Origin of the sequence: Pseudomonas sp. GZJR-8 (assembly GCF_002916705.1) — a bacterium.
Lineage (GTDB): Bacteria > Pseudomonadota > Gammaproteobacteria > Pseudomonadales > Pseudomonadaceae > Aquipseudomonas > Aquipseudomonas synxantha_A.
In genome coordinates this window covers 24,407-38,127 of sequence record NZ_JXSI01000016.1, presented here as the reverse complement: position 1 = coordinate 38,127, position 13,721 = coordinate 24,407, and the positions used below count along the sequence as shown (strand labels likewise).

Annotated in this window: 14 protein-coding genes; 8 read left to right on the top strand and 6 right to left on the bottom strand. The window is 61.7% G+C overall.

Annotated elements, in window-relative coordinates; translation table 11 throughout:
- Positions 1-2: 2 nt before the first annotated feature.
- Both TK42_RS24595 and TK42_RS24590 read right to left on the bottom strand, forming a co-directional pair.
- Positions 3-1,532 (bottom strand): class I adenylate-forming enzyme family protein, encoded by a 1,530-nt coding sequence (locus TK42_RS24595; RefSeq protein ID WP_103735371.1) that lies wholly within the window; start codon positions 1,530-1,532, stop codon positions 3-5.
- 3 nt (positions 1,533-1,535) lie between these two features.
- On the bottom strand, positions 1,536-2,714 hold the full coding sequence (locus TK42_RS24590; RefSeq protein WP_032876382.1) for an acetyl-CoA acetyltransferase: 1,179 nt from the start codon (positions 2,712-2,714) through the stop codon (positions 1,536-1,538).
- A 130-nt stretch (positions 2,715-2,844) separates the two neighbouring features.
- Between TK42_RS24590 and TK42_RS24585 the strand changes: the two genes are divergently transcribed.
- The 8 genes from TK42_RS24585 to TK42_RS24550 all read left to right on the top strand — a co-directional run bounded on the left by TK42_RS24585 (position 2,845) and on the right by TK42_RS24550 (position 9,515).
- Complete coding sequence (locus tag TK42_RS24585; protein ID WP_005787559.1) at positions 2,845-3,417, top strand: LuxR C-terminal-related transcriptional regulator; 573 nt, start codon at positions 2,845-2,847, stop codon at positions 3,415-3,417.
- A 184-nt stretch (positions 3,418-3,601) separates the two neighbouring features.
- Entirely contained in the window at positions 3,602-4,528 is a 927-nt protein-coding gene (ctlX, locus tag TK42_RS24580; protein WP_103735370.1) for a citrulline utilization hydrolase CtlX, read from the top strand.
- An 11-nt stretch (positions 4,529-4,539) separates the two neighbouring features.
- Positions 4,540-5,586 carry an ornithine cyclodeaminase gene (locus TK42_RS24575; protein ID WP_103735369.1) on the top strand — a complete coding sequence of 349 codons (1,047 nt, stop codon included), beginning with the start codon at positions 4,540-4,542 and terminating at the stop codon, positions 5,584-5,586.
- A gap of 226 nt (positions 5,587-5,812) precedes the next feature.
- Complete coding sequence (locus TK42_RS24570; RefSeq protein WP_005787553.1) at positions 5,813-6,592, top strand: ABC transporter substrate-binding protein; 780 nt, start codon at positions 5,813-5,815, stop codon at positions 6,590-6,592.
- Positions 6,593-6,767: 175 nt separating this feature from the next.
- Positions 6,768-7,469, top strand: a complete 702-nt coding sequence (locus tag TK42_RS24565; protein ID WP_032876394.1) for an ABC transporter permease — start codon at positions 6,768-6,770, stop codon at positions 7,467-7,469.
- Positions 7,466-8,179, top strand: coding sequence for an ABC transporter permease (locus tag TK42_RS24560; protein ID WP_078821072.1), 714 nt, complete (start codon positions 7,466-7,468; stop codon positions 8,177-8,179). Before TK42_RS24565 ends, TK42_RS24560 begins: the two co-directional genes overlap by 4 nt.
- Positions 8,180-8,182: 3 nt before the next feature.
- Positions 8,183-9,013, top strand: a complete 831-nt coding sequence (locus TK42_RS24555; RefSeq protein WP_032876400.1) for an ABC transporter ATP-binding protein — start codon at positions 8,183-8,185, stop codon at positions 9,011-9,013.
- 4 nt (positions 9,014-9,017) lie between these two features.
- The gene (locus TK42_RS24550) at positions 9,018-9,515 is read left to right on the top strand and encodes an Lrp/AsnC family transcriptional regulator (RefSeq protein WP_005787545.1); all 498 of its coding nucleotides are present in this window, start codon (positions 9,018-9,020) and stop codon (positions 9,513-9,515) included.
- Positions 9,516-9,582: 67 nt separating this feature from the next.
- On the opposite strand, the gene TK42_RS24545 is transcribed toward TK42_RS24550, so the two are convergent.
- The 4 genes from TK42_RS24545 to TK42_RS24530 all read right to left on the bottom strand — a co-directional run bounded on the left by TK42_RS24545 (position 9,583) and on the right by TK42_RS24530 (position 13,700).
- Complete coding sequence (locus TK42_RS24545; RefSeq protein ID WP_103735368.1) at positions 9,583-10,464, bottom strand: TIGR03915 family putative DNA repair protein; 882 nt, start codon at positions 10,462-10,464, stop codon at positions 9,583-9,585.
- Positions 10,461-11,681, bottom strand: coding sequence for a putative DNA modification/repair radical SAM protein (locus tag TK42_RS24540; protein ID WP_005787541.1), 1,221 nt, complete (start codon positions 11,679-11,681; stop codon positions 10,461-10,463). The genes TK42_RS24545 and TK42_RS24540 overlap by 4 nt, the downstream gene beginning before the upstream one ends.
- Before the next feature lie 79 nt (positions 11,682-11,760).
- A complete protein-coding gene (locus tag TK42_RS24535) occupies positions 11,761-13,098 on the bottom strand; it encodes a lysine N(6)-hydroxylase/L-ornithine N(5)-oxygenase family protein (protein ID WP_103735367.1) in 1,338 nt (445 codons plus the stop codon).
- Positions 13,099-13,217: 119 nt separating this feature from the next.
- The gene (locus TK42_RS24530) at positions 13,218-13,700 is read right to left on the bottom strand and encodes a sigma-70 family RNA polymerase sigma factor (protein ID WP_005787538.1); all 483 of its coding nucleotides are present in this window, start codon (positions 13,698-13,700) and stop codon (positions 13,218-13,220) included.
- Positions 13,701-13,721: the final 21 nt, after the last annotated feature.

The window sequence follows — 13,721 nt, the reverse complement described above, 5'->3', positions numbered from 1 at the left end:
TGTCAAAGCGCGGCGATACTCGCTGCTTTCAACCACTGCCGCAAGTCGGTCTTGAGAATCTTGCCGTAGCTGTTCTTGGGCAAGTCGCTGCGCCATACATATTTTTTCGGTTTCTTGAACGAGGCCATGCGCGTCAGGAACCAGGCGGTGAGTTCACCCTCATCCAGGGGCTGGCCGCTGCGCGTCACCACAAACGCCACCACCGACTCCCCCCACTGAGCGTCCGGCTCGCCCACCACGCACACCTCAAACACCTGCGGATGCTGGGCCAGCACTTCCTCGACTTCACGCGGGTAGACGTTGCTGCCGCCGCTGATGATCACGTCCTTGGAGCGATCCGTCAGGGTCAGATAGCCGGCTGCGTCTAGATAGCCGATATCACCGGTCAGCAGCCAGCCGTCCACCAAGGTTTGGCCAGTGGCTTGCGGGTTGCGCCAGTAGCCTTGCATCACGGTGGCGCCACGCACCGCGATTTCGCCGCGCTCACCGGTGGGCAAAGGCTGGTGCGCAGTATCGAGAATACGGATTTCCACACAGGACTGCGCGTGGCCCACCGAAGCGGCCAGGCTGGCCCAGTCGGGGCGTTGGCGATCGGCAATCACTGCACGGGGCAACACGCTGATAGTCATCGGGCTCTCGCCCTGACCGTAGATCTGCACCAGGCGCGGCCCGAAGGTGTCGGCGGCTTCACGCAGATCGGCCAGGTACATCGGGCCGCCGCCATACACGATGGTCTTGATGCCAGCGCCGTGATAATCCTGGCGCCGTGCCTGCTCGACCATGCGCTTGACCATGGTCGGCGCGGCAAACAGCGACACATTGCCCACCTGCTCGGCCAGCCCGAACAGCTCGGCGGCGTCGAAGCCATGGGAGGCCGGCACCACGTGGCGTGCACCGCAACGCACATGGATAAAGTTATACAGGCCAGCACCGTGGGACATCGGCGCGGCATACACCGCGGCATCGTCGGCGCTGACCGCATCGACATCTGTGGCGTAGCACAGCGACATGGCGACCAGGTTGCCGTGGGACAGCATCACACCCTTGGAGCGCCCTGTCGTGCCGGAGGTATAGAACAGCCAGGCGAGGTCCTGGTCGTGGCGTGGCACCGGTTGCTCCAGGGTCGGCCAGCCAGTGTTGAGAGGTAAGAGGTGGCCGTCCAGCTCCTTGCAGCGCGGGGGCAAATCCCGTGATGAAAACACCCGGCCGCCATCGGTAAAGATCAAGCGTGCCTCGGCGTTATCGGCAATCCACGCCGCTTCGCTGGGGTGCAGTTTGGCATTGATCGGCACTGCCACGGCGCCCATCCACCAGATGGCATAGAGCAATTCCAGATAGTCGCAGCTGTTTTTCATCAGCAGCGCCACCGCGTCCCCCGGCACCAGGCCGTGCTGGTCCACCAGGCGCGCGGCGCGTTGGCGCACGTGGGCGGCGAAGGTGACGTAGTCGGCCACTTGGGTGGTGCCGTTGAACAGCGCCGGGCGTTGCGGGGCCCGACGCTGGGTGTCGTGCAGCCAGTTGGCAATGTTCATGGCTCAGCTCCGGCGTGCCTGCAGGACCGATGCGTAGTTGGCCACCGCCATGCCGCCCATGTTGAACACCAGGCCGAACTCCGGGTTGGGCACCGCCAGGCCAATCGGTTCGCCGGTCAATTGCCGGAACGCCAAGGCATGCATGGACACCCCCGTTGCACCGACCGGATGCCCCTTGGCCTTGAGCCCGCCGGAAAGGTTGACCGGCAAGCGCCCGCCGGCACGCACCACGCCGCTGTCGAGCACGCGATGCCCTTCGCCTTTGGGCGCCAGGCCCATGGCTTCGTAGATCAGCAGCTCGGCAATGGTGAAACAGTCGTGCACCTCGGCGAAACTCAGGTCTGCCAGGGTCACATTCGCTCCGCGCAGCGCTGCATGGATCGCTCGTTGCGGGCCTTCAAAGGCGAGGATGTCGCGCTGGGCGATGGGCAAGGTGTCATTGACCTGGGTCATCGCCCGGATCTGCACCTCGCGGCGAAACGCTCGCGCACGTTTGGGTGACGCCAGGATGATCGCAGCGGCGCCGTCGCTGATCAGCGAGCAGTCCGTCAGGCGCAGGGAGTCGGCCACGAACGGGTTGCTCTGGGACACGTTGTTGCAGTGCTCGAAATTCATCTCCCGATGCATCTGCGCCAGCGGGTTAGCCATGGCATTGGAGTGGTTTTTGGTGGCGATGGCCGCCATCGAGCCCAGCGGGCAGTGGTAGCGCTCGGCGTATTGGCGGGCGGCGCGGCCGAACAATTGCGGGAAACTCAGGCCGGCTTCGGCCGGGTCGTTCTGATAGCCGGCGCCGGCCAGGGCTTGGGTGACCGCGGCGGTGCTGGTGTGAGTCATCTTTTCGGCGCCCACCACCAGCACCAACTCGGCGCTGCCGGAGAGAATCGCATTGACTCCCGCCTGGATCGCCGCCGAACCCGAAGCGCAGGCGTTTTCGCAGCGGGTGGCAGGTTTGAAGCGCAGCCCGGGGTCGGCCTGCAACAGCAACGAGGCGGCAAAGCCGTCGGGCACCAGCCCAGAGTTGAAATGCCCCAGGAACAGCGCGTCGATTTGCGACGCATCAATCGCAGCGTCACTCAGGGCTTCACGGGTAACCTGGACGATCAGGTCTTCCAGCGTGGTGCCTTCCAGGCGACCAAAGCGGGAGTGACCAGCGGCAACAATGGAGACGCAATCAGCAGGCATAATCAATTTCTTCTGTTCTTGATCCGGACTTTACTTACAATGACCCACCCCTGGTCCCGCGCCAATTCGTGTAACTACTTACATGGGTAAGTAGCGCACCAGGGCATTGAACAACGAGGCAGGATGCCCCATGAACGCGCTTGCACAGCAATTTCCCGACCTCGAACGCCTGGCGTTCAAGCTGTCCCCTGCCCCGCAGATCGTCACCAGCGACCGGGTAATACTCGACTGCAACGATGCCTTCCTGAAGCTGTTCGGCTATACACGCCAGGCACTGGTCAATCAGTTGACCCTTCTGATCTACCCGTCCCAGGCCGACTACCATGCCATCGGCAAGCGCAGCCATGACTGGCTGCTCGACAGCGACAACGGCTTTTATTCCGATGAGCGCTTCATGCAGCACCACAATGGCGAAGTGTTCTGGGCCAAGTCCCACGGCTACACCCTCACCCCCAAAGACCCGTTCAAGCTGATGATCTGGCACTTCGAACGCCTGGACCGTCTGCATCAGGGCACTGGCGACCTCACGCCGCGGGAGCGGGAAATCGCCATGCACATCGTCAATGGTTTCAAGTCCAAGGAAATCGCCCTGCGCCTGGCGATTTCCCACCGCACGGTGGAAGTGCACCGGGCGCGGTTGATGAAGAAATTGCAGGCCAAGACCGTGGTGGAGCTGGTATCGAAGATCATTATGGTGGCGTGACAGGTAACGGCTATTGAGCAGGTTGCCCCCCTACATCTGAGCACATTTCAATCCGGCAGCCGATTCAGCTGCCTTATCCACCTTTTCAGCTTTCCCGGCTGAGCCGCCCCGCTGTTTCAGCCGGGATCCTCCCACCCTATGGCACAAAATAGCGTCACAAGATCCCCCATGGACCCGTGCCCCCATGCAAACCACCAACACCGTCCTGATGATTCGCCCGGCGCGTTTTGCCTTCAACCCGGATACCGCGATCAACAACCGTTTTCAACGCCCGCCGCCGGACCCGCTCAGTGCACAGCACAAAGCGCTGAAAGAATTCGACGGCTATGTCGACACCCTGCGCAGTCACGGCGTGGAAGTGCTGGTGGTGCAGGACACCCCGGCACCTCACACACCGGACTCGATCTTCCCCAACAATTGGTGGAGCAGCCACGCCGACGGCAGCCTGGTGCTCTACCCCATGCAAGGCCAGAACCGACGACTGGAGCGCAACAAGGGCGTGCTGCAAGTTCTGGAGCAGCGCTTTGCGATCAACACTACCATCGACCTCAGCCACCTGGAACAACAGGACATCTTCCTCGAAGGCACCGGCAGCATGGTGCTCGACCGCCAGCACCGCATCAGCTACGCCTGCCACTCCGGGCGCACCCATCACGCGGCGCTGCACCAGTTTGCCGAACGTCTGGACTACCAACTCTGCGTGTTCCACGCCCTGGACCGCCACCACGCACCGATCTACCACAGCAACGTGATGATGAGCGTCGGTCGCGACCTCGCAGTGGTGTGCCTGCAAGCCCTGCCCGACGAGCGCGAGCGCGTGGCCCTGGAACGCTCACTGCGCGACACCGGCAAGGACATCCTCGCCCTCGACTTCGACCAGTTGGAAGCCTTCGCCGGCAACATGCTCGAAGTCCACGACCGTGACGGCCAGCCATTGCTGGTGATGTCTGCCAGCGCCTGGCGCGCGTTGCAACCGGCGCAGCGCCAGCAGGTGGAGCTCCATACGCGACCAGTGGTGGTGAATATCGACAACATCGAACGCATCGGTGGCGGCAGTGCCCGTTGCATGTTGGCCGAAGTGCATCTGCCGATCCGCCCCTCATTTCAATAAGGAGTCTTGCCATGACCCGTTATATCGACGTCAACGACCTCAGCTACCTGGTTTCGCAAAAAGGTTTGCAAACCTGCATCACCGAGATGGCCGAGTACATCCGTGCCGACTACCTGCGCTGGCAAGACTTCGAGAAATGCGCACGCCTGGCCAACCATTCACCGGATGGCGTGATCGAGTTGATGCCCGTCTCGGACGCCTCGCTGTACGCGTTCAAATACGTCAACGGCCACCCGAAAAACACCCTGGCCGGTATGCTGACCGTGATGGCCTTTGGCGCCTTGGGCGATGTGGATACCGGCAAACCCGTGCTGCTGGCGGAAATGACCCTGACTACCGCCATCCGCACCGCTGCCACCTCGGCCCTGGTCGCCCGCTACCTGGCGCGCGACAACAGCCGCAGCATGGCGTTGATCGGCAACGGCTGCCAAAGCGAATTCCAGGCCCTGGCCTTCCACGCCATGCTTGGCATTAACGAAATTCGCCTGTTCGATATCGACGCCAAGGCCACCGCCAAACTCGCCGCCAACCTCAAGGCGTTCCCGGCGATCAAGGTGATCCTGGCTGACAGCGTGGCCGACGCGGTCAAAGGCGCGGATATCGTCACCACCGTCACCGCCGACAAGGCTTATGCAACCATCCTCACCGACGAGATGATCGAACCGGGTATGCACCTCAATGCCGTGGGTGGCGATTGCCCGGGCAAGACCGAGCTGGACCGGCGCATCGTCGAACGTGCCCGGGTGATCGTGGAGTACGAACCGCAAAGCCGCATCGAAGGTGAGATCCAGCACATGCCTGAGGATTCGCCGGTGATTGAGTTGTGGCAAGTGATCAACGGCCAGAAGCCCGGCCGCGAGAATGCGCGCCAGATCACCCTGTTCGACTCGGTGGGTTTTGCCATCGAAGACTACTCGGCCCTGCGTTATGTACTGGACGTCGCCACGGCGTTGGACGTGGGCAGCGAGCTGGAATTGGTACCCGACCTGGCTGACCCCAAAGACCTGTTTGCCCGCCTGGCCCGGCAGCCGGTCGCACAGCACAAAAAGCGCGCCTGAGACCGCTCTGGCCTGCCGCTTTGCGTCGAGGGCGGGCCGGACTTTGCTGGATTAAAAGCCGATTCGGCGGGCGCAACAGCCGATTGCGCTGCATTGTCGGTTTTAACAGCGCAATTTGCGCTTTGTGCAGGGGGTAAACGACACAAAAAACGCACCATCATGAAGCATTCTCTGCTCCCAGTTATTCACTGCCCTGACATCAATTACAAAATATAGGGACCTCCACATGACTCCACTGCGATCACTCTTCGCTGCGTTGCTGTTGCCTCTGTGCGCCACCGCCGCCCACGCCCAGGACTGGAAAGAAATCCGTTTTGGCGTGTTCCCCGAATACCCACCCTTCGAATCCGTGGCCGCCGACGGCAGCCTGCAAGGCTTCGATATTGAACTGGGCAACGCCATCTGCGCCAAGCTCGAAGTGAAATGCACCTGGGTGCACAATGAATTCGACGGCATGATCCCGGCCCTGCGTGCGCGCAAGTTCGACGCCATCATGTCCTCCATGGCCGTGACCCCGGCTCGCGAAAAAGTCATCGACTTTACCGATCGCCTGTTCCTCAGCCCCACCTCGGTGATCACGCGCAAAGGCGCCGACTTCGGCGATACCCCGGAATCGCTCAAGGGCAAGCAGGTCGGCGTGCTGCAAGGCTCGCTGCAGGAAGCCTACGCCCGAGCGCACCTGGCCAGGCTGGGTGCGCAGATCAAGGCGTACCAGTCTCAAGAGCAGAACTACGCCGACCTGCAAAACGGGCGCCTCGACGCCACCCTGACCGACAAACTCGAAGCCCAGCTCAACTTCCTGTCCAAGCCCGAAGGCGCCGACTTCAAGACCGGCCCGGCCTTCAAGGACCCGACCCTGCCGCTGGACATCGCCATGGGCCTGCGCAAGAACGACCAGGCACTGCGTGAGCTGATCAATAAAGGCATCGCCGCCGTCCAGGCCGATGGCACTTACGCGCAGATCCAGAAGAAATACTTCGGCGATCAAGATATCTACAACGAATAACTAAGCCATCGACCTCCCTGTGGATGCAGCTTTTGTGGGAGGGGGGCTTGCTCCCGATAGCAGTGGTCAGTCATTGAAAATATTGACTGAACCACCGCTATCGGGAGCAAGCCCCCCCTCCCACACAAATCGGTTCCCCACAAAGATGGTGTGTGTGCCTTTTAGAGATCTTCCCATGAACGAACTCCTCAACCTGCAAGGCTACGGCCCGATGCTGGCCCAGGGTGCCTGGATGACGCTCAAGCTGGCCTTCCTCGCCCTGGCCCTGAGCCTAACCCTGGGCCTGGTCGCCGCCGGCGCCAAGCTATCCAGCGCCAGATGGCTGCGCGTACCGGCCACGCTCTACACCACGCTGATCCGCAGCGTGCCGGACCTGGTGTTGATACTGCTGATCTTCTATAGCCTGCAACTGTGGCTCAACGACCTGACTGAAGTGTTCGGCTGGGAGTACTTTGAAATCGACCCGTTCACCGCCGGGGTGGTCACCCTGGGATTTATCTACGGCGCGTATTTCACCGAGAACTTCCGTGGCGCGATCCTCAGCGTACCGGTGGGCCAGTTGGAAGCCGCGACGGCTTATGGCCTGAGCCGCTGGCAGCGCTTCCACCTGGTGCTGTTCCCACAACTGATGCGTTTTGCCCTGCCGGGCCTGGGCAATAACTGGCTGGTGCTGCTCAAGTCCACGGCGCTGGTGTCGATCATCGGCCTGTCAGACCTGGTCAAGGCCGCACAAAACGCCGGCAAGTCCACCAGCGAGCCACTGTACTTCCTGATCCTCGCGGGCCTGGTGTACCTGCTGATCACTACCCTCTCCAACCGCATCTTCAAGCGCCTCGAACGGCGCTATAACCTGGGCATCAAGGGGATGGCGCGATGATCGAACTGTTCCAGCAATACGGCCTGGCCTACCTGTTCAGCGATGGCAGCGGCTTGTCCGGCGTCGCCATGACCGTGTGGCTGTTCATCATCTCGGTGGTGCTCGGTTTTTGCCTGTCGATCCCCCTGGCACTGGCGCGGGTTTCGCAGCACGTTTGGCTGCGCTGGCCGGTGGAGGTCTACACCTACCTGTTCCGCGGCACGCCGCTGTATATCCAGTTGCTGATTTGCTACACCGGGCTGTACAGCCTGGAGGTGGTGCAGGACAACGCCCTGCTCAACCAGTTTTTCCGCAATGCGCTGAACTGCACCTTGTTGGCGTTTGTGCTCAACACCTGTGCCTACACCGTGGAGATCTTCGCCGGGGCGATCCGCAATATTCCCCACGGCGAAATCGAAGCGGCACGCGCCTATGGCCTGCACGGCTGGCGGCTGAATCTGTTCGTGGTGGTACCCGCCGCATTGCGCCGCGCATTGCCGGCCTACAGCAATGAAATGATCCTGATGCTGCACGCCACGTCACTGGCGTTTACCGCCACCGTTGCCGACATCCTCAAGGTCGCCCGCGATGCGAATGCCGAAACCTTCCTGACCTTTCAGGCGTTTGGTATCGCCGCCCTGCTCTACATGCTGCTGTCCTTTGCACTGGTGGGCCTGTTTCGGCTGGCCGAACGTCGCTGGATGCGTTTTCTTGTTCCTACCCGAGGCTAACCCATGAATCAGTCCGCGCAGGCCCTGGCCGTTTATCCGGTGGATGTACCGGTTGTCGAAACTGCAACTGCCGCCATCAAGCTTCAAGTCGAAGGCATTCACAAACGCTACGGCGAACACGAAGTGCTCAAAGGTGTGTCCCTCAATGCCCGTCAAGGCGATGTGATCAGCCTGATCGGCGCCAGCGGCTCGGGCAAAAGCACCATGCTGCGTTGTATCAACTTTCTTGAACAGCCGGACGCCGGGGTCATCACCCTGGACGGCATCAGCATCGAAATGCAACAAGGCCGCGCCGGCACCCGCGCGCCGCACCAGGCACAACTGCAAAACCTGCGCACGCGCCTGGCCATGGTGTTCCAGCACTTCAACCTGTGGAGTCACATGACGGTGCTGGAAAACATCACCATGGCCCCGCGCCGGGTGCTGAATGTGAGCGCCGCCGAGGCGGAAAAACGTGCGCGCCTGTACCTGGACAAAGTCGGCTTGCCAGGCCGCGTGGCGGATCAATACCCGGCGTTCCTCTCGGGTGGTCAGCAGCAGCGTGTGGCAATTGCGCGGGCATTGGCGATGGAGCCGGAGATTATCCTGTTCGACGAACCGACCTCAGCCCTCGACCCGGAACTTGTAGGCGAAGTGCTCAAAGTCATACAGACGTTGGCCGAGGAAGGCCGTACCATGCTGATGGTCACCCACGAAATGGGCTTTGCCCGCCAGGTGTCCAGCCAAGTGCTGTTCCTGCATCAGGGCCGAGTCGAGGAACACGGCGGCGCCGAGATCCTCGACCACCCCAACAGCGAACGCTTGCAGCAATTTCTTTCCAACCGTTTGAAGTGAACTCATGGATACCAAGGCCAACGGACCCCACTCCTCCCCTGCGCTGGATCGCATCGACGAGGCGATCATCGACGTGCTCAGGCACCAGGGGCGCATCACCTATGAAAAACTCTCGTCGCTGGTGCACCTGACTCCCAGGCCATGCCTGGAGCGGGTGCGCAAGTTGGAGCGACGCGGGGTGATCCGTGGGTATGGGGCGATCATCGATGTGCAGATGGTCTCACCAGGGCTGTCGCTGCTGGTGCTGGTGGCCTTGTCCAACCAGAGCGGGCGCTCGGCGCAAAAGGCCTTCGAAGCCTGCGTCAAAGCCTGCCCGCAGGTGTTCGAATGCCAGTTGATCAGCGGGCCGTTCGACTACAGCCTGCGTATGCGCTGCCGGGATATGGAGCATTACCGGGTGCTGACCGAGATCTGGTTGAACAATGATGAGTTGCACATTGATAAGTTGGTGGCCCATCCAGAGTTGGCAGTAGTCAAGAACACTGCGACCGAACTGGCCTGATACCCACTCCCCCAGGCTGCGAAAACCAAATGTGGGAGCTGGCTTGCCTGCGATAGCGGTGCATCAGTCACCCCACATCTGACTGGTCGACCGCTATCGCAGGCAAGCCAGCTCCCACATTGACCGGGTTTGCAATTCTTTTGCCTGGCTTGGCCCCCACCAGCTTCGCCTGCCCATCCTTCTGCTTGCCCGTACGCGCCTCGCTGATCAGCCCCGGGATCAACTTGCCCTCCGGCAAATTTTTCCAGAAGCGGCTGGGCAAGTGCCCTTCCATGACCTTGGGATTCAGCCGCGCCGGGTTGAAGATGTGACTGTAGTAGGTCAGCCACATCGCACTGTGGGGGTCGTCAACATTCTGCGCCAGTTGCTGCCACGCCTCGGGGCAGCGGCGTTGGTGAATCAACTGCTCGCCGTCGTAATACACCCCGTCCAGTGGCGTGGCGATCATCCAGCGATGGCGGCCCATGCGCCCGACAAAATGCTGGCTGGCGCTTTTAAGAATGTCGTGGGCCGGTTCATGCCAGGCCACGTATTCAGGAAGTTCGGGGCCCGCCTCGGCCGGCAGGGCAATAAAGCGCACAAACGCATGCAGGTGATGGGCCTCGCGGCTGACTTGCTTGATGCGTCGCTGCAACTCGCTGCCCAGCTTGTCCCCCGCCAGCATCGCGGTGCGATCACCGTGGCTGACCCGCCACAGCACTTCATACAGCAGGCTCCAGCGTTGATCACCGTGATAACAGGCGGCAGACTCCAGCAACTCCAACAGCGCCTTGGGAATCCGTGCCTGGAAGGGCCCCAACCCTGACGGGATCGACTCATCGGTAGCGAACAGGTCAGCTGCTTGCGCCTCGCCCCAGCTCACCTGGCTGGGGTCGACCTGATGGCTGAGCAGCCAGCGCGCCTGTTCGCGCCAAGTGCTGAACAGGTTGTCGCATTCCAGGCTGATCATCCCCACAACCCCATCTGTTGCGGTTGCGGACGGTCGCGCAATTGTTCGCGCAGCAACACGCTGGTGCTGTCGGCCTGTTGCGGGTGGTAGTCACTGGTGATGAAGAACGGTTTGGCCTTGGCCAGTACGCAGCGCATGCGCGCCAGGTCTTCGAAGCGGATCTTGCGCTCGCGGCGCAGGTCCACCAGGCGTTGGGTGGTACGCAGGCCAATACCGGGGATGCGCGCAATCAGGGTGGGCTCTGCGCGGTTCAGGTCCAGGGGGAACACTTCGCGATGCTCCAGGGCCCAGGCCAGCTTGGGGTCGATATCCAGGGCCAGGTGGCCGGGGCCGGCAAACAGCTCCCTGGCGCTGAAACCGTAGCTGCGCAGCAGGAAATCGGCCTGGTACAAGCGGTGCTCGCGCATCAACGGCGGCGCGGCCAGGGGCACACTTTTCGGGCTGTTGGGGATGGGGCTGAACGCCGAGTAGTACACGCGGCGCAGCTTGAAATTGCCATACAACGCCTCGGCACCGTGGAGGATGGTGCTGTCATCGGTGTCGTCGGCACCTACGATCATCTGCGTGCTCTGCCCGGCCGGGGCGAAACGCGGGGCGCGAGGCTCGTTGAACACCGTCTGCTCGCCGGTGTAGATGGTCTGCATCGCCTGCTTGATCGACACAATCTGCTTCTCCGGCGCCAGGGTCTGCAGGCTGGCCTCGGTGGGCAGTTCGATATTCACGCTCAGGCGATCGGCATAACGACCAGCCTCGGCAATCAATGCAGGATCCGCATCGGGAATGGTCTTGAGGTGGATATAGCCGCGAAAGTCATGCTCTTCGCGCAGCAGTTTGGCGACCCGCACCAATTGCTCCATGGTGTAGTCCGACGAACGGATGATGCCGGAGCTGAGAAACAGCCCGCTGACGCAATTGCGCTTGTAGAAATCCAGGGTCAGGGTGACCACCTCTTCCGGGCTGAAACGCGCACGGGGCACGTCGCTGGAACGGCGGTTGACGCAATACTGGCAGTCGTAGAGGCAGAAGTTGGTGAGCAACACCTTGAGCAGCGACACGCAACGGCCATCAGGCGTGTAGCTGTGGCAAATGCCCATGCCGTCGGTGGAACCCAACCCCGCCTTGCCCTCGGAGCTGCGCTTGGGCGCGCCGCTGCTGGCGCACGACGCGTCGTACTTGGCGGCGTCGGCGAGGATGCTGAGTTTTTCGATCAACTGCATGACGGGCTACCGATACTGGTTTTTTGTACAGTACCAATAGCCGCACGTTGTCACAAGTGCCGTCTGTAGGAGGGGCAGATCAGCTGGCGGTTGCCAGGAGCAGGTCCTGCACCGAACGGCCCTTGTCACGGTTTCGATCGTTGGCATACAACGATGCCGCAATCTCATCCGCGCGAATCGGCAGCACCGACAGCAAGGTATCGCTCAAGCCATGGCTGGCCTGGCTGAAGCCCTGGATGTAGATACCCGCCTTGCAGCGCTCGTCGGTGACGATGCGGTAGTCGCGGGCCACTTCGAAGTCGCCCATGTAGGCTTGCAGCGGCGCCAACAGTTCGCGGTGCATCTGGCGCTCATAGCCGGTGGCGAGGATCACGGCGTCGTAGTGGTTGACGCTGGTTTCGCCCGTGGCGTTGTTGCGCAATACCAGTTCGATACCCAGCGGCCCGGGCGTGGCCTTCTCCACCACGGTCATGGTGCGGAACGCCTGGCGGGCGATGCCGGAAACTTTCTGACGGTAGAAAATCCCGTAGATGCGCTCGATCAGGTCCAGGTCCACCACCGAATAGTTGGTGTTCTGGTACTCGGCGACCAAACGCTCGCGTTCGGCCCCCACTTGCTGGAACACCAGGTCGGTAAACGCCGGCGAGAACACTTCGTTGACGAACGGGCTGTCATCGGCCGGCTTGAGCGCCGAGCCACGCAGGATCATATCGACCTGCACCGACGGGAAGCTGTCATTGAGGTCGATAAAGGCTTCGGCCGCGCTCTGGCCGCCGCCGATCACCGCGATGCGCATGGCCTTGCCATCCACGCAAGGCTGGCTCGCCATGCGCTCCAGATACTGGGAATGGTGGAACACGCGACTGTCACCCTTGAGCGCCTTGAACGCTTCGGGGATACGCGCAGTGCCGCCGGCGCTGACCACCACCGAGCGGGTGGTACGCACATGCTGCTCGCCCTGGGCATCGCGGGAAATGACGCGCAAGGCCTCCACCTGCTGCTGATGCAGGATCGGTTCGATGGCCAGCACTTCCTCACCATAGTTGGCCTGGGCCTGGAACTGCCCGGCCACCCAGCGCAGGTAGTCGTTGTACTCCATACGGCAGGGGTAGAAGGTGCCCAGGTTGATGAAGTCCACCAGGCGATCGTGAGCCTTGAGGTAATTGACGAAGGAGTACGGGCTCGTGGGGTTGCGCAGGGTCACCAGGTCCTTGAGGAAAGAGATCTGCAGCTCACTTTGGGTCACCAGCGTATTGCCGTGCCAGCGGTAGTCGGTCTGTTTGTCGAGAAACAGCACGTCCAGCTTGCCCTGGGCCTTTTCACGCTCCTGCAGGGCGATGGCCAGCGCCAGGTTCGAAGGGCCGAAGCCGATACCGATCAGGTCGTGAACCGCGGGCGAAGCAATTGCCTGTGTCATTCCAGTGTCCTCTGGATAAGCCCCTTGGCGGTGGGGCGGGAATACCTTCATGGCCTGAACAACAGGCCGTGTGTTGATAGGAAACGAGGACAGTGAAATAAAATTTAACCAACTGGCGATCAGTGCGCTTCCCACTCACGCATACGCACCCGGCAATGCTTCATGGCGTTGACGATGTGTTTTTCCACCAGGCTGCGGGAAATCCCCAGGCGCTCGGCGATTTGCACATGGGACAGGCCCTCAAGCTTGCGCAGCAGGAAACTGTCGCGACACGCCGCCGGCAACTCGGCCAGGGCGCGCTCAAGCATCTCCAGGCGCTGGTTGTGGTCATGACTGGCGTGGGGTGAACAGGGGGCGAAGCGTTCTTCGCTGTCCAGCACCTCAAGAGGCTCGGACTGACGCAAGGCGTTGCGCCGGTGGCCGTCGATCACCAGGTTCAAGGCCGTGCGGTACAGGAAGGCGCGGGGCTGTTCGATCGGGATGTCGCTGGAACGCTCCAGCACCCGTACATAAGCGTCATGCACCACATCTTCGGCCACCTGACGGTTGCCCAGCTTGGCGTTCAGGAAACACACCAGCTCGCGATAGTAGTTTTCCAACATGACTCCTGGCCCCATGGCCTT

Bases quoted from the DNA above. Each gene is read 5' to 3' on its own strand.
- TK42_RS24595 (WP_103735371.1), bottom strand. From the start codon at position 1,532: ATGAACATTGCCAACTGGCTGCACGACACCCAGCGTCGGGCCCCGCAA.
- TK42_RS24560 (WP_078821072.1), top strand. From the start codon at position 7,466: ATGATCGAACTGTTCCAGCAATACGGCCTGGCCTACCTGTTCAGCGAT.
- TK42_RS24535 (WP_103735367.1), bottom strand. From the start codon at position 13,098: ATGACACAGGCAATTGCTTCGCCCGCGGTTCACGACCTGATCGGTATC.
- TK42_RS24570 (WP_005787553.1), top strand. From the start codon at position 5,813: ATGACTCCACTGCGATCACTCTTCGCTGCGTTGCTGTTGCCTCTGTGC.
- TK42_RS24575 (WP_103735369.1), top strand. From the start codon at position 4,540: ATGACCCGTTATATCGACGTCAACGACCTCAGCTACCTGGTTTCGCAA.
- TK42_RS24585 (WP_005787559.1), top strand. From the start codon at position 2,845: ATGAACGCGCTTGCACAGCAATTTCCCGACCTCGAACGCCTGGCGTTC.
- TK42_RS24590 (WP_032876382.1), bottom strand. From the start codon at position 2,714: ATGCCTGCTGATTGCGTCTCCATTGTTGCCGCTGGTCACTCCCGCTTT.
- TK42_RS24540 (WP_005787541.1), bottom strand. From the start codon at position 11,681: ATGCAGTTGATCGAAAAACTCAGCATCCTCGCCGACGCCGCCAAGTAC.
- TK42_RS24530 (WP_005787538.1), bottom strand. From the start codon at position 13,700: ATGTTGGAAAACTACTATCGCGAGCTGGTGTGTTTCCTGAACGCCAAG.
- TK42_RS24545 (WP_103735368.1), bottom strand. From the start codon at position 10,464: ATGATCAGCCTGGAATGCGACAACCTGTTCAGCACTTGGCGCGAACAG.
- TK42_RS24550 (WP_005787545.1), top strand. From the start codon at position 9,018: ATGGATACCAAGGCCAACGGACCCCACTCCTCCCCTGCGCTGGATCGC.
- TK42_RS24555 (WP_032876400.1), top strand. From the start codon at position 8,183: ATGAATCAGTCCGCGCAGGCCCTGGCCGTTTATCCGGTGGATGTACCG.
- ctlX (WP_103735370.1), top strand. From the start codon at position 3,602: ATGCAAACCACCAACACCGTCCTGATGATTCGCCCGGCGCGTTTTGCC.
- TK42_RS24565 (WP_032876394.1), top strand. From the start codon at position 6,768: ATGAACGAACTCCTCAACCTGCAAGGCTACGGCCCGATGCTGGCCCAG.